This window comes from Mesorhizobium sp. B2-5-4 (genome assembly GCF_006441095.1).
Taxonomy (GTDB): Bacteria; Pseudomonadota; Alphaproteobacteria; order Rhizobiales; family Rhizobiaceae; genus Mesorhizobium; species Mesorhizobium salmacidum.
Map to the genome: position 1 here is coordinate 20,940 of NZ_VFUR01000024.1, position 20,899 is coordinate 41,838.

20 protein-coding genes and 1 pseudogene are annotated in these 20,899 nt (G+C 63.7%); 12 read left to right on the plus strand and 9 right to left on the minus strand.

What is annotated here, in order from left to right:
- Positions 1-278: 278 nt before the first annotated feature.
- The 3 genes from FJ492_RS24380 to FJ492_RS24390 form a co-directional block, all read right to left on the minus strand.
- Complete coding sequence (locus FJ492_RS24380; RefSeq protein WP_140714185.1) at positions 279-1,454, minus strand: HlyD family secretion protein; 1,176 nt, start codon at positions 1,452-1,454, stop codon at positions 279-281.
- A complete protein-coding gene (locus tag FJ492_RS24385) occupies positions 1,451-1,930 on the minus strand; it encodes a MarR family transcriptional regulator (RefSeq protein ID WP_140772641.1) in 480 nt (159 codons plus the stop codon). The genes FJ492_RS24380 and FJ492_RS24385 overlap by 4 nt, the downstream gene beginning before the upstream one ends.
- Before the next feature lie 113 nt (positions 1,931-2,043).
- The gene (locus FJ492_RS24390) at positions 2,044-3,069 is read right to left on the minus strand and encodes a LacI family DNA-binding transcriptional regulator (RefSeq protein WP_140772643.1); all 1,026 of its coding nucleotides are present in this window, start codon (positions 3,067-3,069) and stop codon (positions 2,044-2,046) included.
- Positions 3,070-3,263: 194 nt separating this feature from the next.
- On the opposite strand from FJ492_RS24390, the gene FJ492_RS24395 reads away from it, so the two are divergent.
- From FJ492_RS24395 to FJ492_RS24420, 6 genes and pseudogenes are all read left to right on the plus strand, one after another.
- Positions 3,264-4,295, plus strand: coding sequence for a Gfo/Idh/MocA family oxidoreductase (locus tag FJ492_RS24395; protein WP_140772645.1), 1,032 nt, complete (start codon positions 3,264-3,266; stop codon positions 4,293-4,295).
- Positions 4,292-5,200 (plus strand): sugar phosphate isomerase/epimerase, encoded by a 909-nt coding sequence (locus FJ492_RS24400; RefSeq protein ID WP_140714176.1) that lies wholly within the window; start codon positions 4,292-4,294, stop codon positions 5,198-5,200. The genes FJ492_RS24395 and FJ492_RS24400 overlap by 4 nt, the downstream gene beginning before the upstream one ends.
- Before the next feature lie 97 nt (positions 5,201-5,297).
- Positions 5,298-6,305 (plus strand): substrate-binding domain-containing protein, encoded by a 1,008-nt coding sequence (locus FJ492_RS24405; protein ID WP_140714174.1) that lies wholly within the window; start codon positions 5,298-5,300, stop codon positions 6,303-6,305.
- Between the two features lie 86 nt (positions 6,306-6,391).
- The gene (locus tag FJ492_RS24410; protein ID WP_140772647.1) at positions 6,392-7,189 is read left to right on the plus strand and encodes an ATP-binding cassette domain-containing protein; all 798 of its coding nucleotides are present in this window, start codon (positions 6,392-6,394) and stop codon (positions 7,187-7,189) included.
- The gene (locus FJ492_RS24415; protein ID WP_140507364.1) at positions 7,186-8,238 is read left to right on the plus strand and encodes an ABC transporter permease; all 1,053 of its coding nucleotides are present in this window, start codon (positions 7,186-7,188) and stop codon (positions 8,236-8,238) included. The genes FJ492_RS24410 and FJ492_RS24415 overlap by 4 nt, the downstream gene beginning before the upstream one ends.
- A 184-nt stretch (positions 8,239-8,422) precedes the next feature.
- Positions 8,423-9,256: pseudogene (locus FJ492_RS24420) on the plus strand (AraC family transcriptional regulator).
- 7 nt (positions 9,257-9,263) lie between these two features.
- Here the strand turns inward: FJ492_RS24420 and FJ492_RS24425 are convergent.
- The 4 genes from FJ492_RS24425 to FJ492_RS24440 all read right to left on the minus strand — a co-directional run bounded on the left by FJ492_RS24425 (position 9,264) and on the right by FJ492_RS24440 (position 13,924).
- Entirely contained in the window at positions 9,264-10,214 is a 951-nt protein-coding gene (locus tag FJ492_RS24425) for a helix-turn-helix domain-containing GNAT family N-acetyltransferase (RefSeq protein WP_140772649.1), read from the minus strand.
- A gap of 73 nt (positions 10,215-10,287) precedes the next feature.
- Positions 10,288-11,433 (minus strand): alanine racemase, encoded by a 1,146-nt coding sequence (locus FJ492_RS24430; protein ID WP_140772651.1) that lies wholly within the window; start codon positions 11,431-11,433, stop codon positions 10,288-10,290.
- Between the two features lie 2 nt (positions 11,434-11,435).
- Positions 11,436-12,731 (minus strand): D-arabinono-1,4-lactone oxidase, encoded by a 1,296-nt coding sequence (locus FJ492_RS24435; protein ID WP_140772702.1) that lies wholly within the window; start codon positions 12,729-12,731, stop codon positions 11,436-11,438.
- A 5-nt stretch (positions 12,732-12,736) separates the two neighbouring features.
- Entirely contained in the window at positions 12,737-13,924 is a 1,188-nt protein-coding gene (locus FJ492_RS24440) for an MFS transporter (RefSeq protein WP_140772653.1), read from the minus strand.
- Between the two features lie 124 nt (positions 13,925-14,048).
- Here FJ492_RS24440 and FJ492_RS24445 point away from each other — a divergent pair, with 124 nt between their 5' ends.
- Positions 14,049-14,675 (plus strand): TetR family transcriptional regulator, encoded by a 627-nt coding sequence (locus FJ492_RS24445; protein ID WP_140714164.1) that lies wholly within the window; start codon positions 14,049-14,051, stop codon positions 14,673-14,675.
- A 17-nt stretch (positions 14,676-14,692) separates the two neighbouring features.
- Here FJ492_RS24445 and FJ492_RS24450 read toward each other — a convergent pair whose 3' ends face one another.
- Positions 14,693-15,544, minus strand: a complete 852-nt coding sequence (locus FJ492_RS24450) for a hypothetical protein (RefSeq protein WP_140772655.1) — start codon at positions 15,542-15,544, stop codon at positions 14,693-14,695.
- Positions 15,545-15,632: 88 nt separating this feature from the next.
- Here FJ492_RS24450 and FJ492_RS24455 point away from each other — a divergent pair, with 88 nt between their 5' ends.
- From FJ492_RS24455 to groL, 3 genes are all read left to right on the plus strand, one after another.
- The gene (locus FJ492_RS24455) at positions 15,633-16,430 is read left to right on the plus strand and encodes a class I SAM-dependent methyltransferase (protein ID WP_140772658.1); all 798 of its coding nucleotides are present in this window, start codon (positions 15,633-15,635) and stop codon (positions 16,428-16,430) included.
- Between the two features lie 164 nt (positions 16,431-16,594).
- Positions 16,595-16,891 carry a co-chaperone GroES gene (groES, locus tag FJ492_RS24460; protein WP_006203049.1) on the plus strand — a complete coding sequence of 99 codons (297 nt, stop codon included), beginning with the start codon at positions 16,595-16,597 and terminating at the stop codon, positions 16,889-16,891.
- Between the two features lie 65 nt (positions 16,892-16,956).
- Positions 16,957-18,612 (plus strand): chaperonin GroEL, encoded by a 1,656-nt coding sequence (gene groL / locus FJ492_RS24465; RefSeq protein WP_015318388.1) that lies wholly within the window; start codon positions 16,957-16,959, stop codon positions 18,610-18,612.
- A gap of 100 nt (positions 18,613-18,712) precedes the next feature.
- On the opposite strand, the gene FJ492_RS24470 is transcribed toward groL, so the two are convergent.
- The gene (locus FJ492_RS24470) at positions 18,713-19,321 is read right to left on the minus strand and encodes a TetR/AcrR family transcriptional regulator (protein WP_140507380.1); all 609 of its coding nucleotides are present in this window, start codon (positions 19,319-19,321) and stop codon (positions 18,713-18,715) included.
- 98 nt (positions 19,322-19,419) lie between these two features.
- Here FJ492_RS24470 and FJ492_RS24475 point away from each other — a divergent pair, with 98 nt between their 5' ends.
- Positions 19,420-20,433, plus strand: coding sequence for an NAD(P)-dependent alcohol dehydrogenase (locus FJ492_RS24475; protein ID WP_140772660.1), 1,014 nt, complete (start codon positions 19,420-19,422; stop codon positions 20,431-20,433).
- A gap of 30 nt (positions 20,434-20,463) precedes the next feature.
- Positions 20,464-20,898, plus strand: a complete 435-nt coding sequence (locus tag FJ492_RS24480; RefSeq protein WP_140507384.1) for an OsmC family protein — start codon at positions 20,464-20,466, stop codon at positions 20,896-20,898.
- Position 20,899 lies beyond the last annotated feature (1 nt).

Genomic DNA, 20,899 nt, shown 5'->3' on the forward strand with positions numbered 1-20,899 from the left:
AAACATGTACAACGGGTTTCCGGGCGGCAAAGCCTGCCGTTGAGAGGCCTTCATCGCGGTGGGACGCGATTATCGATGTGGGGGTTACATCGACTAAACGTCTCTGATGAGCGGATGCATGCCGCCCGGAAACCTGAGGACCGACGGGTCCGTGTCGAAGACTTCAGCTTCGGCCTGACCGCGACGCGGCTCTGCCCAAACGCTGATCCTTCCCACCCCCCATCAGTCCAATCCTGCAACTCGCTTCCCCACCCTGGTCCCCGCTGGCTTCCGCTGACTTACTGCGCGGGCTCGCCGGCCGTGGCGTGACCGAAGATCGACGGCCAGCCACGTGCCACGCCGGTGTCGACGGTGACGGAGGCGCTCATGCCGGTACGCAGCGCCATCTTGGCATCGGGATCGGTCAGTTCCAGGCGCACAGGAATACGCTGGGTGACCTTGACCCAGTTGCCCGTGGCGTTCTGGGCCGGCAGCAGCGAGAAGTCCGCGCCGGTGCCGGCACCGATAGCCTTGACGGTCGCCTCGAAGGTCCTGCCCGGATAGGTGTCGACCACGATCTCCGCCTTCTGACCCGGCTTCATGTTGGTCAGTTGGGTTTCCTTGAAATTGGCGTCGATCCAGGTATCGCCGGTCTCGACCAGCGCAAACAACGGTGTGCCGGAGCCGACATACTGGCCGACCTTGAAGGACGCGGCTTGATAGACAAGACCATCGGCGGGCGCCTTCACCGTGGTCTGCGCCAGGTCATAGGCAGCCTTGTCGCGCGCGGCGAGTGCCGACATCACGGTCGGATGCTTGTCTGTCTCGATATCGGGATTGCCGCCAAGCGCCGCCTTGGCGCTGACGATGCCCTGTTCGGCAACGGCGAGCTGCTGCTTGGCCTTGTCGAGATCATTCCTGGCTTCATCCAGCGAAGACTTGGCATTGATTCCCTTCTGGGCAAGATCGGCAGCGCGGTCATATTGCGACTGCGCATAGGCAACTTCGCTGCTGGCGGATTTCTCCTGCGCCATCGCCTGGCCGTAGGCGGCGCGCAACTGCTCGACATTGAGGCGCGCGGCAGCCACAGCGGCATCGGCCTGGGCAAGCGCGATGCGGTAGGGCTCTGGATCGATGGCGAACAGGAGATCGCCCTGCTTCACCGTCTGATTGTCCGATATGGCGACCTGGACGATACGACCAGCCGTGTCGGAGGCGATCGACACCTTGGCCTGCTGCAGATTGGCGTTTTCCGTTTCCTGGTAGCGCCCGCCCGTCACCCAGACATAGCCGCCGCCGACGATCAATGCCGCCGGCAAGGCGAACATCAAGAAGAAGCGACCGATGCGGCGCTTCTTCTTCGGCGCCGGCGCCGGCTGCACGAGAGGAGCGACCGCGACAGGGGCAGCCGGCTGGGCCGGCGCTTCCATCTCCACCTTGGGAGCGTTTTCTTCTACTTTAGCTACCGCGTTCATGCTGTCGCACCTTCCGCACTCTTGATCTTTTCAAGCGACGAAGCTTCGCTGTCCGTCAGATTTTGTACGATTACATCCAGCGTCCGGATCAGGACGCGCCGGTCTTCCGGCGAAACGCCGCTGAGCGATTCCTCATAGACTTCGCCAGCAAGGCTCTTGACGTCCGCATAGGCCGCGTTCGCCTTCTCGGTTGGGAATATCATGCGCACGCGCCGGTCCGCCGCGTCGGAGCGGCGTTCGATCCAGCCGCCCTCCTCCATCCGGTCGACCAGGCGTGAGACGCTGATCGGCTCGATTTCGAGCAGTTCGGCGAGCCGCGCCTGTGCAACGCCCGCCTCCTTGGCAACGCGGACCAGAAGCCGCCATTGCGCCGAAGACAGGCCGAGCCCGCTGGCGCGCGCCTCAAAGCGCTTGCGCATCAGGCGCTGCACGTCGTGGATCAAAAATCCCAATCTGTCGATGCCATCTGAAACCATGAGCGGTATATATAATAAGCGTGCTTACTATTCAAGGTGTAAGATCGCGATGGCCGCGCGCGGCGGCGAGGCAAGGCGATCGTTTGTTCTGCTATAACATAACCAACAAATGGTCAATCGCTGTCGCGGGCGATCAGTTCCAGCGGCCAGACCTCCCTGATGGTCTCTGGCCCGGCGGCCCCCGCAAAAGCCGGCAGCGACGCCAGCAGCATTTCGGCGAGCCGCCGTCCCATCGGCTGCAGCGCCGGGCGGAAAGCAGTCAGCGCCGGCGAGAAGTAGCGGCAGAGCGGCGTATCGACGATCACGGTCACCGCCATGTCGTGACCGGGCTTGATGCCCATCTCGGCCAGCGCCTTGCAGCCGCCAAGCGCCATTGCGTCATTGTTGAAGATAATGGCGGTCGGCGGGTCCTTGCGGCGCATCACCTGCGGTGTCACTTCGTAGCCACCGGCCTCATTGATGAAGCCGTCGGCAATCAGGCCGGGATCGACGGCGATGCCATGCCGGCGCAAGGCCTTGCGGTAGCCGTCGAGGAACAGATAGCCGAAATTCAGATCGAGCGATGGGCGGATGGCGGCGATCCGGCGATGGCCGCGCGCCACCAGCCGATCGACCGCGTCGGCGCCTGCTTTTTCGAAATCGAGATCGAGCGAGGGGTAGGCCTTGTCGCCGGAGCGGCTGCGGCCGAGCGTGGCGAAGGGGAAGCCGACCTGGGTCAGATAGTCGATGCGCTCATCCTCGCGCCGCGTCCAGGCCAGCACAACCGCGTCGGCACGGCGCGTCTCGACGACACGCCGCAGGCGCTCCTGCTGATAGTCGCCCGGCGCGCCCATCACCACGATGAGATCCAGCCCGCTTTCGGCGAGCCGGCCCTGCAATCCAGTCAGGAACGGAATGAAGAAAGGCTCGCCGTATTCCTGGTCGCCCGGATGCGGCTGCAGCATGAAGGCGATCGAATGGGTAGCGCCTTGCCTGAGACTGCGACCGGACTGGTTCGGCGAATAGTTGAGAGCCCTGGCCGCCTCGAGAACGCGCTGGCGTGTGTCGGCATTGACGTCGGCGCGGCCGTTGAGGGCGCGCGACACCGTGCCGATCGAAATGTTCAGGTGACGGGCAAGGTCGTGAATGCTGGACGCCAAGTGACTGTTCTCCCCCTTGCTTGGCTAGCACCGGTGGCCGCCCGGGCCAAGGCGCAACGACGATTTTCATGGGCGGCCGATTGACATTCTACGCCTTCGGGTGTGTTCTCGTAAACGTTTACGGAAAAACGTTTACGGTCACACCGTGAACGCCGGGACGATCGGCCTGGAGGGGCCGAGAGGAGGAGCGCTGGATGATCGACGCCGTTCTGGTCGGCTGCGGAGCGATGAGCAAGGCCTGGCTCGATGCCGCGCGGCAAATCGACGGGCTCGCCATTGTCGGCCTTGTCGATCTCGATGCCGACAGAGCAAAGGCCAGGGCTCGCGAATACGACCTTGCTGGTGCCGTCATCGGCACCAGTCTCGACGCCGTACTTGACCAGACCCGACCGCAAGCGGTCTTCGATGTGGTGGTTCCCGCCGCCCGGCGCGACGTTGCGTTTTCCGCCTTTGCCCATCATTGCCATCTGCTGACGGAAAAGCCGCTCGCCGATAGCCCGGAGAATGCCCGCGCCATCGTCGAGGCCGCCCGCCAGGCCGGGCGCATCCATGCCGTCGTCCAAAACCGCCGCTATGTCGCCGATGTCAGGCGCATCCGGAGATTTCTGGACTCCGGCGCCATCGGCAAGCCGACCAGCATCCACGCCGACTTTTTCGTCGCACCACATTTCGGCGGTTTTCGCGAGGAGATGGCCCATGTGCTGCTGCTCGACATGGCGATCCACACATTCGACGCCGCCCGTTACATGGTCAATGGCGAGCCGGCCGGCGTCCATTGCCAGGAATGGGAACCGGCCAATTCCTGGTACCGGCAGGGCTCGTCGGCCAGCGCGGTCTTCGATCTCGGCGGCGGCAAGGTCTTCACCTATGCGGGCAGTTGGTGCGCGGCCGGCTTCCGCACCAGTTGGGAGGGCAGCTGGCGCATCGTCGCCGAGCGCGGCAGCCTGATCTGGGACGGCCATGAAGGGTTGAAGGCGGAAATGGTAGTGCCGGGCCGCGACGGCATGTTCGACAAAATTCAGCCAATCGAGGTGCCCGCGCTCGATCCCGCCGACCGCGTCGACGGCCATCTCGGTATCATCAGGGATTTCATGCGCGCCATCGAGACCGGCACCGAGCCGGAAACGCGCGGCGCCGACAACATCAAGAGTCTGGCCATGGTCTTTGGAGCCATCGAGAGCGCCGAAACCGGACGCCGCGTGATGATCGCAAAGGAAGCACAATGATGGCAAACCCGCTCCTCGACATCAGGATCGGCACCATGGTGCGGGCCAATCTCGACGACCCGGCCGCCTATATCAAGGCAATCCTGCCGCTCGGCTTCGAGAGCATCCAGCCCTTCTTCTGGCAGACACTGGGCGGCAAGGACCTGCCCCGGCTGGCGGGCCAGATCCGCGAGGCGATCGGCGATGCCGATGTCACGGTGTCATCGCTCGGCGTGTTCGGCAATCCGCTGGAGGGCGGCGATGTCGACCGTGGCGTGCTCCAGGCCTGGGAGACGGTCATCGACAATGCGCATTTGTTCGGCGCCTCGATGGTCTGCGGCTTTACCGGCCGGCTCCGCGGCAAGCCGCTGACAGACAGCCTGCCGCGCTTTCGCGAGGTGTGGGGGCCGCTGGCCAGGCGCGCCGCCGACAAGGGCGTTCGCATCGCCTTCGAGAACTGTGCGATGGACGGCAACTGGGCTGCTGGTGACTGGAACATCGCCCACAATCCGGACGCCTGGGAGCTGATGTTCAACGAGTTGCCTGACGACAATCTCGGCCTCGAATGGGAGCCTTGCCACCAGCTCGTCTATCTGATCGATCCGATGCCGCAGATCCGCAAATGGGCGCCACGCATCTTCCACGTCCATGGCAAGGACGCGACGGTGCGCTGGGACGTCATTCGCGAGCACGGCGTGTTCGGCCGTCTGCCGTTCGTACAGATGCGCACGCCAGGCTTCGGCGACAGTGACTGGACGCGGGTGATCAGCGAATTGCGGCTGGCCGGATACAAGGGTGCGATCGACATCGAAGGCTGGCACGACCCGGTCTATCGCGGCGACCTCGAGATCACGGGGCAGGCACGCGCGCTGGAGTATCTCAAGCTATGCCGGGGAGGTGCGAGCTACCTGCCAAATCCGGCGTGAGGACCGGTCGGCGGGAGGAGCCGGCCGCAAGTGGTACTGCCAAAGCAATCGTTCAAAGGCCCCTCGGCTGACGAGGGAAACAATGGGAGGAACGTGCATGAGCATCGCGATCAGAACGACACTTCTGCGGACGACCGTCGTGGCGGCCGCCACGGCGCTTACCGCCGCAATCTCCACCTTGCCGGCGCAGGCGCTCGACGGCCAATGGTGCAAGGACGTCCACATCCGCTTCTTCGTCGGCGGCGCCGAGGGCGACGCCTTCGGCACCATCGTCTATAATGGCGCCAAGCAGGCCGCGGCCGATCTCGGGCCGAAGGTCGACTACATCTTCTCGGGCTGGGACATCGAAAAGATGGTGCAGCAATTGCGCGAGGCGGTGGCGGTAAAGCCAAACGGCATTGCCATGATGGGCCATCCCGGCGATTCCGCCATCATGCCGCTCGCTGAACAGGCGCATAAGGACGGCATCAAGATGATGTACCAGAACGTCCCCGTACCGACCGTCGTCGCGGCATTCGGCGGCGGCTATGTCGGCGCCCAGCAGGAGCAGCAGGGCCGCGCACTCGGCGCCGAAGCTTTCAAGCTGGCCAAGCTGAAGGCCGGCGACAAGGCGATCATGATCGGGCCGTTCGACAATGAGAGCCGCGGCGCGCGCGAGCGCGGCACGGTCGCGGCACTGAAGGAGGCCGGCATCGACGTGGTTCAGATCAGTTCGGCGACCGAATGGGCGGCGGATCCCAATCTCGCGATACCGGTGATCACCGCGGCTCTGTTGAACAACCCGGATGTGAAGATGGTTGGTTACCCCGGCGGACAGATGCTCGGCAATGTCCCCACCTACATGCAGGCGGCGGGGCGCAAGCCCGGCGATATCTTCAACTTCGGTTTCGACACCAGCCCGCAGATCGTCGAGGGCTTCAAGGGCGGCTGGGTGCAGTTGACGGCCGACCAACAGCCATTCCTGCAGGGCTATCTGCCGATCCTCAGCCTGTGCCAGCAGGTGGTGCTGGGTCTGGCGCCGATGAATGTCGACACCGGCGCCGGCTTCGTCACGCCCGAAAATTACGAGATTGTCGCAGAACTCGCCAAGCAGGCGCTGCGCTGACCTCCCAAGCCGTCGGCCGGGATCAGGCCCCGGCCGGCGGGACCGCTGGCGAGAAAGCTGGTGCGAGACAATCAAGCGAGGATCCGATGGCCGAACGTCTCATAGAACTGCGCGACATCGCTAAGTCCTACGGCCACGTCTATGCATTGGGCAGGGTCAATCTCAGCGTCGACCGCGGCGAGGTGGTCGGCCTCATCGGCGACAACGGCGCCGGCAAGTCGACGCTGATCAAGATCCTCTCCGGCGTGGTCCAGCCGACCAGCGGAGAGATCCTCATCCGCGGCAAGCCGGTGACCGGATGGAGTGCGGCACGTTCGCGCGAGGCCGGCATCGAAACGGTGTTCCAGGACCGGGCGCTGGCGGTGCAGCAGACGATCGTGCGCAACATCTTCATGGGCCGCGAACTCACCGGTTTTCTTGGCTGGCTGAAGGTCAGCAAGGAAATCGAGGAGGCGAGTCGGCTGATGCGCGAGATCGGCTTCACCTCGAAAGTATTCACGCCGCACTCGATCGTCGGCCAGCTATCGGGCGGCGAGCGCCAGGGCGTGGCGATCGCGCGCGCCATATACAAGCAGGCTGAACTGATCGTCCTCGACGAGCCGACCACGGCGCTGTCTCTGACCGAGACCGCCAAGGTCTTCCATTTCGTGCGCCAGGTGCGGGCGAGCGGCCGCTCGATCCTGTTTATCGGCCACAACATCCATCATGTCTTCGACATCGCCGATCGCTTCGTGGTGCTGGACCGCGGCAAGGTCGCGCTCACCGCCGACCGGAGCGAGGTCAAGTCGGCCGAAGACCTCATCAATTTCATGGAAGACGTCGCGCATCCGGGCGGGTTGGCCGGACTGCACGACACCGGCGACGCGGAGCAGAGAGCACGATGAGCAAGACCATGGAGCCCGATCTGCACGAGCCGGCGGCCGGCATTTCCCGCCAAGGCAGTTCCCAGAACGAGTGGAAGCACCCGTCCGATCACTGGATGCGCGGCTTCATCCTTGACAACCGTGCATCGCTTGGCACGCTCGGCGTGTTCATCGTCATGATGGCGGTGTTCATGATCGCCAACCCGACCGTCTTCACCACCTGGTATCTCTACAGCTCCGTACTGACGACGCTGCCGGTGGCGCTTTTCGTGGTGGTACCGCTGGTCTTTGTCGTCACCTGCGGGGAGATCGACCTGTCGTTTCCCGCGACGATGGGTTTTGCGTCGTGGGTCTTCGCGCTGGTCGTCCAGGCCGGCTACGATCCGTTCCTCGGCATCATTGCGGCGATCGTCACCGGCATGCTGCTCGGCTTCCTCGTCGGGTCGCTGGTCGTCTATGGCGGGCTGTCGTCGCTCATCGCTACGCTCGGCATGAATTTCCTGCTGCGTGGCCTGATCCAGATCATCAACGAGGGCAAGTCGCTGGCGCTAACCGGGCTTGCAGACAGCTGGGCCTACAGGATCTTCTCCAGCCAGTTCTTGGGCATTCCGGTGCAGATCTTCTGGGCCATCGCCTTCGTCGTGCTGTCGGCGATGCTCTACAACCGCCACCGCTTCGGCGCGCAGGTGAAGGTGGTCGGTGACAATCCCGACAGTGCCCAGCAGATGGGCATCGACGTCAAGCGCGTGCGGGTGAAGGTGTTCGTCTTCGTCGGCATCGGGGCCGCGATCGCCGGCACGTTCTCCGTAATGATCAACTTCACCTGGTGGCCAACCGCCGGCGACGGTTATCTCTTGCCGGTGCTGGCTTCGGTGTTCGTCGGCGGCACGCCCACCTGGGGTGGCATCGGCACCGTGGCCGGCGGCGCGATCGGCGCCGTCACGGTGTCGTTTATCCAAACCGGCGTCGTGGCGGCTGGCCTGAGCGGCTTCTACGTCCAGTTCTTCAACGGGCTGATCATCATCCTTTCGCTGCTTGGCCACAAATGGAACCAGGCGCGCTACCGTTGAACCAGTCTGCCCTTTGAACCAGTCGGCCTTCAAGGCAATTTTCCGGCTATCCGAGCCACCAATAGACGACAGGCCACGCGGACGAGACCGCGCGGCCCGATCGCCCATTTGCGCCATGCGCAATTTCGATCAAACTGGCGGGGCAACGAGGCGCCAGAGTGAGGACGCCACATGCGAGGAACCCATGAACCCGACCGAGAAAGCGCTATGGTTTGTCGAAAGCCATCTGCCGGAAGCTGTTACGCTCGACGACATCGCCCAAAGCAGCGGCGTGTCGCGCTTTCATGTGACGCGCGCCTTCGGCGCCGCCACTGGCCGCTCTGTCATGGGTTACATGCGCTCGCGCCGGCTGACCGAGGCGGCGCGCAGGCTCGCCGGCGGGGCGCCCGACATCCTGTGCGTCGCGCTCGACGCCGGCTACAACTCGCATGAGGCTTTCACCCGTGCCTTCCGCGATCAGTTCGGCACCACGCCGGAACTGGTGCGCGCGCAAGGTTCGACCAAGACCCTTGATCTCGTGGAGCCTATCCTGATGGACCACACCCTGCTCGCCAGCCTCGAACCACCGCGCTTCGAGACCAGCCGCCCCTTCCTCATCGCCGGCTTCGGCGAGCGCTACAGCTGCGAATCGAGCGCCGGCATTCCGATGCAGTGGCAGCGTTTCAGCCCTTACATCGGCAACATACCCGGCGAAGTCGCCGGCGTTTTCTATGGTGTCTGCCTCAATGGCGACGATGCCGGCAATTTCGACTATGTCGTCGGCGTCGAAGTGCGCGACTTCGCGGATCTGCCGTAGGAATTCTACCGGGTGCGGGTTCCGGCGCGGAAATACGCCGTTTTCACGCATCGCGAGCACATCTCGACCATCCGGCGTACGATCAACACGATCTGGAACAGCTGGCTGCCGGCCTCCGGCCACGAAATCGCCGACGCGCCGGAATTCGAGCGCTATGGGCCCGAATTCGATGCACGCACAGGTAATGGCGGGCTGGAGATCTGGGTGCCGGTCAAGGCATGACGCGCCGCTACAGCTCCAGATCCCAGTTCTGTCCAACCAGATCCTTGCCGAAGGAATGGTGAGGCTCTTCCTCGATCAGCTTGAAACCGGCCGCCTGGTAGATGTGCCGGGCCGCGGTCAAAATGTCGTTGGTCCATAGGGTCAGCGTCCTGTATCCCCTGGCGCGGGCAAAGCCGATGCACTCGTCGACCAGGCGCTTGCCGATGCCGAGGCCGCGCGCCGAAGGTTCGACATAGAGCAGCCGCAGCTTGGCCACCTGGTCCGACTTGCGCACGACGAAGACCGAGCCGACGACCTCGCCTTCCCGCTCGGCGATCCAGCCTCGCTCCCATTTCGGATCGAAGGATTTTACGAAATTTGCGAGGATTTCGGCGACCAGCGCCTCATAGGTTTCGTCCCAGCCATAGTCCTGCGCGTAGAGCATCCCTTGCCGGCGGATGATCCAGCCAATGTCGCCGACCTGCAACGGCCGCAGCAGATAAGGGATTTTCGGCTCGCCACTGTCATCCAGCAGACGCTGGACCGTGCGCATGGAATTGACCAGCCGGTCCTGCTCCGACGCGGGCAGCCGATCGAGCAGCGCCGCGACCTGGTCGTGCGAATCCTTGTTCAGCGGTGCGAACGCGTTCCTGCCCGCCGGCGTCAGCGCGATCGACGATTGCCGCGCGTCCGAAACCAGGGTGACCCTGGAGATGAGATGAAGGCGCTCGAACTTCTTCAGCAAACGGCTGACATAGCCGGCGTCGAGGCCGAGATCGCGCGCGAGGTCGGTCGCGGTCAGTCCGTCACGATGCGCCAGCTCGTAGAGCACGCGCGCCTCGGTCAGCGAGAAGGCGCTCTTCAGCAGCCCTTCGTCGAGCAGTCCGATCTGACGGGTATAGAAGCGGTTGAAGGCCCGCACCGCATCGATCAGGTTTTTGCTGGGTGCAGCCTTGTCGGGTTGATGGTGGATTGTCATCGAGTCATCTCCTGCTGGCACAGGATCAAACATTTACTTGACTAAGTCAACTATCACGAGATGGCCCGGACACTTACATCATCGGCAGCACCGGCCAGCGGTCGACGATCCTGCCACCGGAAAGCACCGCGATCGGCCCGAGCTGCTGCAGCACGGCTTCGCTCTGCGTCGGTCGCAGGAACGCGTAGTCGCCCGGCCTGACGGCGGCCGCGGCGGGCAAGCCCATGAATTGCTGATTGGAGGACAGGCCAAGCAGGCCGTTCGTCGTCAGGCCTTCGGGAAACACCGGTTCGGCCATCCATTTGCCGCCATAGAGATAGCAGCCCTTGCGCGGAAACCGGCCGAGCGCCTGGAGCAGACGCGAGACCGCAGGTGGGCCGGGCAGCATTGGCTCGACCACTTTCAGGATCGGCGTCGCGATGAAGGCCGCCGGCCGGAAGCCATCGAGGCCTGGCGTGTCGAAATCGCCGGGCAGCACGAAGGCCGACCCGATCGACACTTCATTGGCAGCGCCGCCATGATGAAGCAGCGCGGTCTTGCTGCCACCGATGTTCAAGATGTGGCGCTGGTCCATACCGAGGCGCGCGATGAAAGCGGCGGCCCGTTGCGAGGCTTGCGCCAACGCCTTGGCCGGCCCGCCGAACAGGGCGGGTATGTGCGGCGCATGCGCCTCATAGGCCATGACGCCTTCGCAGCGCAGCCCTTTGTGGGCCGGCAGCGCCTTCAGCGCCCGCGACAGAGCCTCCGGTTCGGCAAACCCGCCGCGATGCAGTCCGACATCGATTTCGAAAACAATGCGCAGCTCGACGCCGAGTTCGTCAGCGAGCGCGCCATACTCAGCCAATCTCTCCTGCGTGTCGATCAGCCAAGATACTCGCGACCAGACTGCATCGCCTCTGGAAAGCGCGGCCTTTGCCGCGCCGACCGGCATCGGTTTGCCGTACAGCAGATCCGCATCCGCAAACGCGCTCAGCACCGCCTCGCTGATCGGCGGATGGAAGGTCATGAAGCGTTGGGTTCCAAGCGCCTTGCCGACATGGGAGAGCAGCGGCAGGCAAGCGAGCGACTTGTCGACCAGTCGTACGGCAAGGCTGGCATCAAGCCTCTCCTTCACCAGGGCGATGTTGCCATCCAGCCGGTCGAGGTCGAGCAGCAGGCAGGGTTGGAGGATGCCCGCCTGCTTCAGCGCATCCGAAAGCGTGGCGAAATAAGCCTTCATCGCTAGATGCCAAAGGGAGTGGGTTCGATGCCGAACAGGTCGGCCATGTAGGGCGAGACGAAACGGTTCTGCGGATCGATGTCGCGGCGCACCGCCATCGCATCATCCCAGCGCGGATAGAGCTTTTTCAGGTCGGCCGCTTTCAGGCTGTGCATCTTGCCCCAGTGCGGCCTGCCGCCATGTCTGCGGAAGATCGGCTCGGCCGCACGCATGAACGGCAGCGGATCGTTCGCCGCGTCATGATGGATGGCGATGGAACAGGTGAGCCTTTTGTGAAAGGGCGAGAGCCAGAATTCGTCTGAGGCCACCGACCGCACCTCCATCGGGAAATAGACTTCCGGAAAATGCTTCTCGGTCAGTTCGATGATCTCGGCCAGCGCCTTCGGCCCCTCCTCGAAGGGAAGGTGATATTCCATTTCGTTGAACCTGGTCTGCCGGTCGCTGGCATAGACGTTGAACCAGTCCTGCACATAATCCTCGGCCGGCACCTTGGCGACGGCGCCGATGATCAGCCGGCGGCGCAGCGCCGGCAGCCAGGCAAGCCCTGTGCGCAAGCGGCGCAGCGTGCGCAACGAGCCTTCATCATCGTCGGTCGGGCGCACCGTCGTGGCTTCGGCGCTGAAGTCGCTGGCGATGAACTGGGCGTAGCCGGAGAAGGGAATGTAATAGAATTCAGCCGAACGATGCGCGGCCATCATCGTCTCGAAATCGCGCAGCATGTCGGCGATCGGCAGCACCCATTTGCGGCGGCGCAGCCGGTAGCTCGCGATGTTGTTCAGCGTCACTTCGCTGAGCACACCGAAGGCACCGAGGGCGACGCCGATGGCATGGATCGTCTCCTGATCCCCTTCCCGCTTGAATTCGCGGACCTTGCCAAGCCCGTCAACTATCTGCACCGTTTCCAGCTGCGTGTGATAGGCACCGAGCGTCGGCCCCGAGCCATGGGTAGCCGTGCCCAGCGCGCCGCCTATGGCCTGGCGGTCGATGTCGCCCATGTTGGGCAGGCCCTGGCCGATGCCTTGCAGGATGTGCATGAGCGAACCAAGCCGCGTCCCTGCCCGCACGCGCGCCTGATGTTTTTTCGCATCATGCGAGACCAGCCCTTCCAGCTTCTCCAGCGACAGGATGGTGCCTTGCGATGTCACCAGCGGCGTGAAGGAGTGACCGGCGCCGACGACGCGGACCGGGCCGGGTGCGGTGCGAATGAGATCGCAGAGTTCGCCGGGGTCGGCGGGGCTGGCAAGCAGCCGCGGCTCGGCGGTGACAAAGCCCGACCAGTTGCTCCAGCTGTTCGACATGGTGCTCACGCAACAACCCGGCGACGCCGCGCCACGAGGACAAACAGACCGAGCAGCGCCACGCTGGCGACGGCGCTTGCGGCGGCGAATTCCGGAACCGGGCGAAAATCCTTGCCGTCGATGAGCAGCGACGCCGCGACCGGCCCGATCGCAAGGCCGAAAAGCTGGGCAGCCGGTATCAGCAGCACGGCGGTGCGTGTCTCGTCGGCGGTGATCGCCAGCCGGATCTGGTAGGGCACGATGAAGAGCAGGATAAAACCCATGACCAGGGCGGCGACCCAGAATGTCGTGAGGCCAGGTCCACTGGCAAGCACGAGCGAGGCGACGAGCGCGACGATGCCGATCGCCACGATGGCAACGCGATAATCGATGCGCGCTTCGAACACGGTCGCCGTCATCGCGCCCAGAACCTGCGCCGCGAGGCTGGCCGAGACGATCAGGCCGATGGTGCGGCCATCGATGCCGAATTGGGCGCCGAGCGGCTCCAGAAAGGCCCAGACGGCGCCGAAGAACATGAAGTAGCAGAAGACCGACAAGAGCGCGGTGACCGAAGGAACCGTCAGCACATTGGCGAGGTTCTCTTCCTTCGGCAGGTCGGCATAGTCGGCGGGGACAATAAAGGCGACGACGAGCGACAGGACGCAGACGATCGCGAGAACGAGGAAGCCACCCGCCGATCCGGCGGCGGGGATGACATAGAGCGCCAGCAGCAGGGCAAGAGCGCATTGCGCCAGCGTCTGCATGGTGACGAAATAGCCGCCGATGCGTTCGGCGCGCCGCGAACGGGCGATCAGTTCGGTGGCGACCGCGACAAGGCCGCCTTCGGCAAGGCCGGCCAGCGCGCGCGCCGCCATCAGCGTGTTGGCCCCGGCGGCATAGGCCGTCCAGACATTCGCCACCGCCAGCAGCAGCAGGAGGACCGCGCTTTTCCAGCGCATATTGCGGGCGGAAAGCAGCATCGCGACGCTCGCCGAGCCAATCGCGATGGCGATCATCTCGGCTGTGGCGACGAGTGCCAGTTCGTCGCCGCTGACATGGCCCTCGGTGTAGAGGGCACCAAGCAGGACGGGCTGCAGGCCTAGGATGAGCAGGCCGACCGACCCGATCCACAAGGCCGAGGCAAGCTGCCCGCCGGTCGGATTGCCAACCAGCCAGTCGCCATCGCCCTGAAGACCGGTACTTGTCGAAGTCAAAGGCGCCTCCCCAACGTCCTTGCCGCGCGGCAGAAAAGCTGACACTCTGTCAGCATTCAGAACCTGATACTTGATCATATTTCTTGTCAACCGGAATTTGGGAACCCGTGCGAAAGATCGGCGCATGACGGAAGCAAGTCGAACGGCCACCGAGCCAAGGCGCAGGCCCAAGCAGGAGCGCAGCCGCGAGCGCATCGACGCCATCCTGTCGACGACCATGCGGCTGATCGGCGAGAAGGGCATCGATGCCGTCACCATGAAGGAGGTCGGCATGCTGGCGGGCGGGCCGATCGCCACCGTCTATCACTACTTCCCCAACAAGTCGGCGATCCTGGCGATGCTTTATGAGCGGTTTTCGGAGGTCAGCCGGGCGCGCCTGGCGGCGATCATCGCCGATGTCCGCGAAGCCAAGGACGTCATCGTCGCGGCCGACCGGCTGCTTGACGACTATCTCAGCCGTGTCGCCGGCGATCCGGCCATCCAGGATCTGCAGAACGCCATCCAGGCCGACAAGGCGCTCAAGAATCTCGACATCGCCGAAACCCGGCATCAGGCCAAGATGTTCTGCGACCATGTCATCGCCTTGCTCGAGCCGGAGAAGCACGAGCAGTTCGAACGCATGGTCCTGCTGATCTTCCAGCTCGCCGGCGGCGTCGTGCGCCTGGCGCTTGCGCAAGGCGAAGCGGAAAGCCGGCGCACGATCGAGGATTACCGGTCGATCATCCACACCCAGTTGCGGTTGTTTCTCTAACCAATGCCGACCGGAGACTATCTCGCCCGGCGGATGAGGCCTTCGAAACCGTCGGCCAGATCGGCAGCGCCGGCCGCGAACATCTTCACCAGATTTTGCGGACGGCCGGGAGTCTTGTTGGCATCGAGGAGGATGGCCCTGCCTTCATGCATGACGAAATCGAATTTCCCGTAGTCGAAGCCGAGTTCACGCCGCCGCTCGCGCAGTTCGTCGGGAACCGGGACAGGTTCGCGTCGGATCGTTTCCGATGCCTTGACCAGGCTGTTGGGCGAGACGTAGCGGGTGCAGCGTTCGCGCTCTCCGCAAAACACCCAGAAACGAACGGCAAAGCCGTCGGGCTCCGGTTCCGGAATGAACTTTTCCACGACGAGATCATCGCAGTCGAAGACGCCATCTGGAACGTCGCCGAGAGTTCCATGGACTTCATAGGACCGCAGAGCCGGCAGATGCGGAAAAGGCAGCGACTTGCCGGCACGCGCTGATCGCCGATTGAGGAGCGTCTCCGGAATGCCTCGATTGTTGAGGTTGCTCTTGACGATGACGGGGCCTTGCCAGGTGTCGCCCTCGCCTATCAGCGCTCCGCTGATCCGTCGTTTTGATATGTCTCCCGCCCCTACATTGAGGCAGAATGGGAAACTCCTGGCATAAGCGAGATAGTCTGCCGGCATTATCGTTGCATCGACATGCAGAACCGCGATATCGGCATTGTATGTTTTCGACAGGCCTTGTTGAATCCGCACCGAATGGCCGCGCCTTTTCAGGTTCTCCAGAACATCGAAAAGCAAATAGGGGCTGCCCCTGCGCAACATAAGATTGCGCTTGCCAAGGAACCGGTCATGCTCATGCGTTATGACAGTGACCCGCGCCACGGCTATCCCCCTTAGGCTTCCATGCCCGCTTCTATTAAGCGGCTCTAACCAGGCGATGCCAGACCTTCCTGAGCTCCGACGGGTTTGAATGACGAATCATTGGGACAATTATCATCGGCACTGGAAGCTCCTGGACGCCCCGCTGCGGCCAACTCCGGAAACCGTCGGCATATTCGATCGCGAACTTGATCTCGGGAACGCCGATGTCCTCCTCCTCGGCGTAACCCCCGAACTGGCAAGCCTGGGCAGGTCTATCTTGGCGATCGATCAATCGGCAACCATGATTTCCGGCGTATGGGCCGGCGACAGCGTCTCGCGAAGGGCGATGGCCGGCAACTGGCTTGACCTACCCGTCGAGCGGGCAAGTTTCGACGCCGTCATCGGCGACGGATGCCTGTCGGCCGTCGATTCCAAAGTCGCGCGCGGTTCGCTGTTCGGCGAAATCGCAAGGGTGCTGAAACCTGGCAGGCATGCGGCGATCCGCGTTTTCGCGCGGCCGGAAGCAGCGGATGACCTGTGCCGCATCGAAGCGCTGGTCCTGGCTGGCGGGGTCGAGAATTTCCACGCGCTCAAATGGCGGATCGCAATGGCGTGCACGACCGAGGACTGCGACAACACCGTCAGTGTGCAGGCAATCCGTACGGCATTCGACGAGCTGTTTCCGGATCGGGAAGCCCTTGCCGCACGCACGGGATGGAGCATGGCATCCATCGACACGATCGACGTCTATGCGGGCTCCGAAACGAGGTACAGTTTCGCGACACTAGCCATGCTGGAGGACGAGGCAGGTGCCTGGTTCGACCAGGTGCGTGTCGTGCCAAGCGGCAGCTATCCCCTGGCGGAGCGTTGCCCGCTTCTGGTGCTCGGTTCGGCCAGCCTTCGATAAGTTCATCGCCATCGTGCCAAGAGGCGTCCGCGTGCCTTGACTCTCGCAGGTCGGCGGCCTATTTCAGCGCCACGTTAGCACTCGCCTTTGGTGAGTGCTAACTATGTGTCCGGCGTCGCCGGACGGAGGAACTGTTTCTCACCGTTCTCATCGAGGAAGAAAAAATGGCAAAGTCGAAGTTCCGCCCGCTTCATGACCGCGTGGTCGTTCGCCGGGTCGAATCCGAATCCAAGACCGCCGGCGGGATCATCATCCCGGATACGGCGAAGGAAAAGCCGCAGGAAGGCGAGATCATCGCCGTCGGTTCCGGCGCTCGTGACGAAGCTGGCAAGCTGGTCCCGCTGGACGTCAAGGCCGGCGACCGCATCCTGTTCGGCAAGTGGTCGGGCACCGAAGTCAAGCTCAATGGCGAAGACCTTCTGATCATGAAGGAATCCGACATCATGGGCATCATCGGCTGATCATCGGCCTCATCTTCAACTTGAATTTTTCGGGCTCTATCCGAGCCCCTGCCAGGAGCTAAAACATGGCTGCCAAAGACGTAAAATTCTCCCGTGACGCCCGCGAGCGCATGCTGCGCGGCGTCAACATCCTCGCCGACGCAGTGAAGGTCACGCTCGGCCCCAAGGGCCGCAACGTCGTCATCGACAAGTCGTTCGGCGCCCCGCGCATCACCAAGGACGGCGTCACCGTCGCCAAGGAAATCGAGCTTGAAGACAAGTTCGAGAACATGGGCGCGCAGATGGTCCGCGAAGTTGCTTCGAAGACCAACGACATCGCCGGCGACGGCACCACGACCGCGACCGTTCTGGCGCAGTCGATCGTCCAGGAAGGCCACAAGTCGGTTGCCGCCGGCATGAACCCGATGGACCTGAAGCGCGGCATCGATCTGGCCGTCACCGAAGTGGTCGCCGCTCTCGGCAAGGCCGCCAAGAAGATCAAGACCTCCGAGGAAGTCGCCCAGGTCGGCACGATCTCGGCCAATGGCGACGAGTCGGTCGGCAAGATGATCGCGGAAGCGATGCAGAAGGTCGGCAACGAAGGCGTCATCACGGTCGAGGAAGCCAAGACCGCCGAGACCGAACTCGAGGTCGTCGAAGGCATGCAGTTCGACCGCGGCTACCTCTCGCCCTACTTCGTCACCAACGCCGACAAGATGGTTGCGGAGCTCGAGGACGTCTACATCCTCCTGCACGAGAAGAAGCTCTCCAACCTACAGGCCATGCTGCCGGTCCTCGAAGCCGTCGTGCAGACCTCGAAGCCGCTGCTCATCATCTCGGAAGACGTCGAAGGCGAGGCCCTGGCCACGCTGGTCGTCAACAAGCTGCGTGGCGGCCTGAAGATCGCCGCCGTCAAGGCGCCGGGCTTCGGTGATCGCCGCAAGGCCATGCTGGAAGACATCGCCATCCTCACCGGTGGCCAGGTCATCTCCGAAGATCTCGGCATCAAGCTCGAGAATGTCGGCCTCAACATGCTCGGCCGCGCCAAGAAGGTGTCGATCTCCAAGGAGAACACCACCATCGTCGACGGCGCCGGCAAGAAGGCCGAGATCCAGGGCCGCGTTGCCCAGATCAAGCAGCAGATCGAGGAGACCACCTCGGACTACGACAAGGAGAAGCTGCAGGAACGTCTGGCGAAGCTCGCCGGCGGCGTTGCGGTGATCCGCGTCGGCGGTGCGACGGAAGTCGAAGTCAAGGAAAAGAAGGACCGCGTCGATGACGCCCTCAACGCGACCCGCGCGGCCGTGGAAGAAGGCATCGTTGCCGGCGGTGGCGTTGCCCTGCTGCGCGCTTCGGCCAACATCAAGGTGACCGGCGTCAACGCCGACCAGGCCGCCGGCATCAACATCGTTCGTCGTGCACTGCAGGCTCCGGCCCGCCAGATCGCGGCCAACGCCGGTGCGGAAGCATCGATCGTCGCCGGCAAAATCCTCGAGAACAAGGGCGCGACCTTCGGCTACAACGCCCAGACCGGCGAATATGGCGATATGATCGTCATGGGTATCGTCGACCCGGTCAAGGTCGTGCGCACGGCCCTCCAGGACGCGGCCTCGGTCGCCGGCCTGCTCGTCACCACCGAAGCCATGATCGCCGAAGCTCCTAAGAAGGACTCGGCTGGCGGCGGCATGCCTGGCGGCATGGGCGGCGGCGGCATGGGCGGCATGGGCGGCATGGACTTCTAATCCAGCCACCTTCGCAAATTTTTCGAAAGGGCGGCCGAAAGGTCGCCCTTTTCTTTGCATGTTGAGGCTGGTGCTCCACCGCGGTCGGTTGGACCCAGCGTCAGACAGCAGTCTCCGCACGCTGCGCCACCTTGCCGACGAGCACGGCCTGTTCGATAAGTGCAGCCACTTCATCAGCCACTGCCAGCAGCGGGGCACGGTCGCGGGTGGCGCGGGCAATCACCATCAGGCCTTCCAGCGAAGATTCGACCAGCAGCGCCAGCGCCTGCGCGCGACGCTCCGGGACCCCTGCCCTGATGAAGGCATCCCGCAGCAAGCCTATCCACTGCTCGAAAGCTGAACGGCAGATCTCTTCGAGGTCGGGCACGTCGTTCGGCGCATCCAGCACGACGGGCGCGATCGGGCAGCCGAGCGAAAACTCGTTGTCCTCCAGCATGCGGGCGACGGACTGGTAAATGTGGTGGACGGCGACCGCCGGATCGCTTTCCGCCGCCAGTTGGGCACCCAGCCGCTCGGTCACGTCGGCCACGCTGGCGCGCGTCACCTCGACGACCAGTTGGTCCTTGCCACCGGGGAAATGGAAATAGAGCGAGCCACGCGGCGCGGCGCTGGCACTCAAAATGTCGTTCAGCGAAGTGCCATGATAGCCGCGCCGCCGCAAAAGCAGTGCCGTCGCCTCGATCATCCGCGTGCGTGTGTCCGTCGCCATGTCAACCTCTGTCAGGAGTGCGCACTATAGGGCTTGCGCGGAATATGACAATCGGTCTACATAATATGTAAATCGGTCTACATATTTCGGTGGCAGTGATGCAAAAGTATCGGCTGGAAGGAGAGGACGGCGGCCTCGACAGAGTGGTGATGCGCGAGGAAGCGGTCCTCCAGCCGGGTCCGCATCAGATCCTGATGCGGGTGCGCGCCACCTCGCTCAATCGCCGTGACACGATGATCCTCAGCGGCGCCTATCCGCTGGCGCCGCGGGCCGGCGTCGTGCCGCTGAGCGATGGCGCCGGCGAAGTGGTGGCCATCGGCGATGGTGTCACCCGCCTTGCCGTCGGCGACCGCGTCACCGGCAGCTATTTCGCGCGCTGGATCGACGGCCGTATCAACGCCGGGCTCATCGACCAGCTCGGCTGCACGCTGGACGGCATGCTCGGTGAATATGCCTTGCTCGACGAGCAATGGGCGGTGCGGCTGCCTGAGCATCTCGACTGGCATGAAGCCGCGACCTTCAGCTGCGCGGGGGTGACGGCCTGGAGCGCTTTGACCGGCTCCGAGGTCCCAAAACCGGGGCAATGGGTGCTGGTTATCGGCTCGGGCGGCGTCGCGCTGTTTGCGCTGCAGTTTGCCAAGCTGATGGGCTGCCGCGTGGCGGCTGTCACCTCACGTGTCGAAAAATCCGGCCGGTTGCGCGCGCTCGGCGCCGACCTCGTCATCGCAACGGCCGAGACGCCGGATTGGGGCACCAAGCTGCGCGAGGCGACGGGCGGCATCGATCTGACCGTCGAGACCGGCGGGCCGGCGACCTTTACGCAATCGCTGATCGCAAGCTCCCTCTACGGACGCATCGTACTGCTGACGGTCCAGGACCAGAAGGGCAGATCGGTCGAGATCCCAGCCGCCGTCTACCAGCGCAGTCTTGTCACCATCGGCCGCGTCTTCGTCGGCAGTCGCAGCGGCCTGGAGGCGATGCTCGCCGCCGTCGCGGCGCATCGCTTGAAGCCCGTCATCGACAAGGTCTTCCCGTTTACCGAAGCGCGCGAGGCATATCGGCATTTCATGCAGGGCGACGTGTTCGGCAAGGTCGTTATCGACGGCGCGTGAGCCCCTATTCATCAACCAAAGGAGAGAGCAATGACAATTCGCGACGCATCGGCCGAATGGCACGGCACACTCAAGGAAGGATCCGGCCGGCTAAGGCTGGGCAGCGGCGTGTTCGAGGGCGCCTACTCGTTCCCGTCCCGCTTCGAGAACGGCCCCGGCACCAATCCGGAGGAACTGATCGCGGCCGCCCACGCCGGCTGCTTCTCGATGGCGCTCACCGCCATTCTCGGCAGCGAAGGTCATATCGCAAGCGATATCCACACGATCGCAAAGGTGCATCTGGGCGCCACCGCGGCCGGGCCGACGATTACCCGCATCGAGCTTGAGACGGAGGCGAACGTCGCCGGTCTCGCCGCCGCCGACTTCGAGCGGCTGGCGCAGTCGGCCAAGGCGGGATGCCTCGTCTCGCGGGCGCTGGCCGGCGTCGCCGCGATCACCCTGAAAGCGAACCTCATAACCCACTAAG